1 protein-coding gene is annotated in these 1,335 nt (G+C 60.5%); it reads left to right on the top strand.

The features are described from left to right. Positions 1-542 precede the first annotated feature (542 nt). Positions 543-1,335, top strand: a 793-nt coding sequence (locus AB0O21_RS40350) for a reverse transcriptase/maturase family protein (RefSeq protein WP_365180981.1), incomplete at its 3' end; no start/stop codon positions are given.

Consider the following 1,335-nt stretch of genomic DNA (forward strand, 5'->3'; position numbering starts at 1 on the left):
TGGCAGTGCGCCATGAGGCGCCTTGTCGTATCCCCGGTTTCAGCCGGGAGGAATTTGGAGGGATATTCCTGGGTCTGATGGCTTACCCAATCCGGAAACGGTGATGGGGAAAATAGCATGCCAGAAAAGCGACGGCCGGGTTCAGATGTCAGAGACGGTGCGTCGCGGGACCCGCGTGATATGGCGAAAGCTGGATTGCCTGAACTCCAATCCCCAGAAGATTGAAGGTCAAATCCACCGGAAAGACGTCTGACACCGGTGCCGTGTCCTGTCCTGGGTTAGTGCCAGACCCGGGACAACCTCCGGGACGTGGAGCGATGCCCAGTGAGGGCATTCAAGGGGATGAGTGGAGCGCCTACGTCACGCTAGTACGTACGACAAGGACGAACATGGGATCGCCTAAGGGAGGAGATCTTCCTATGGCGACGGAGGCCCCGTAGTAGTCGCCGGAGTCACGACCGGCCAGGGAGGACGGGAAAGCCGTCCACATCGGGCGAAGGGGGCCAGGTGATCGGACACCTAAGAATCGGGAGGTATGCGAAATGCAGAGCGCCGAAACAATGCTGGGTGTCCTCCGTGAACGCGGCAGGCGTGGCCTGCCGTGCAATGAACTGTATCGACAATTATTCAATCCGCAGTTGTATCTGCTGGCCTACGGGCGTCTGTACTCCAACAAGGGAGCGATGACGCCGGGGGTCACCGGGGAGACCGTGGACGGCATGTCGCTGGGCAAGATCGAGCACGTCATCGACGCGCTGCGCCACGAGCGGTATCGATGGAGCCCAGCTCGGAGGGTCTACATCCCGAAGGGGCGGGGCGGCACGAAGCTGCGGCCGCTCGGCCTGCCTCCGTGGAGTGACAAGCTCGTCGGCGAGGTGATCCGTCTGCTTCTTGAGGCGTATTACGAGCCGACGTTCTCCGACTCCTCTCACGGTTTCCGTCCCCGCCGGGGCTGTCACACTGCATTGCGCGAGGTGGCTCACACCTGGACGGGGTCGATCTGGTTCATCGAGGGTGATATTGCCCGGTGTTTCGACCGGCTTGACCATTCGGTCATGCTCGGAACTCTGGGTGAGAAAATCCACGACAACCGGTTCCTGCGGCTGGTGCGGAACATGCTCAAGGCCGGATACATGGAGGACTGGGTCTGGAACGCCACGCACAGCGGGAGTCCGCAAGGCGGGGTTGTTTCGCCGATCTTGTCCAATATTTATCTGCATAAGATGGATGAGTATGTCGAGAAGGTTCTGATCCCTGAGTACACCCGGGGAAGAGTCAGGAAGCCGAACCGCGCCTTTTATCGGGTGTGGGCGGCGATAGGCAGGGCCCGGAAGG

It is taken from the genome of Streptomyces sp. NPDC091371 (genome assembly GCF_040684275.1).
Lineage (GTDB): Bacteria > Actinomycetota > Actinomycetes > Streptomycetales > Streptomycetaceae > Streptomyces.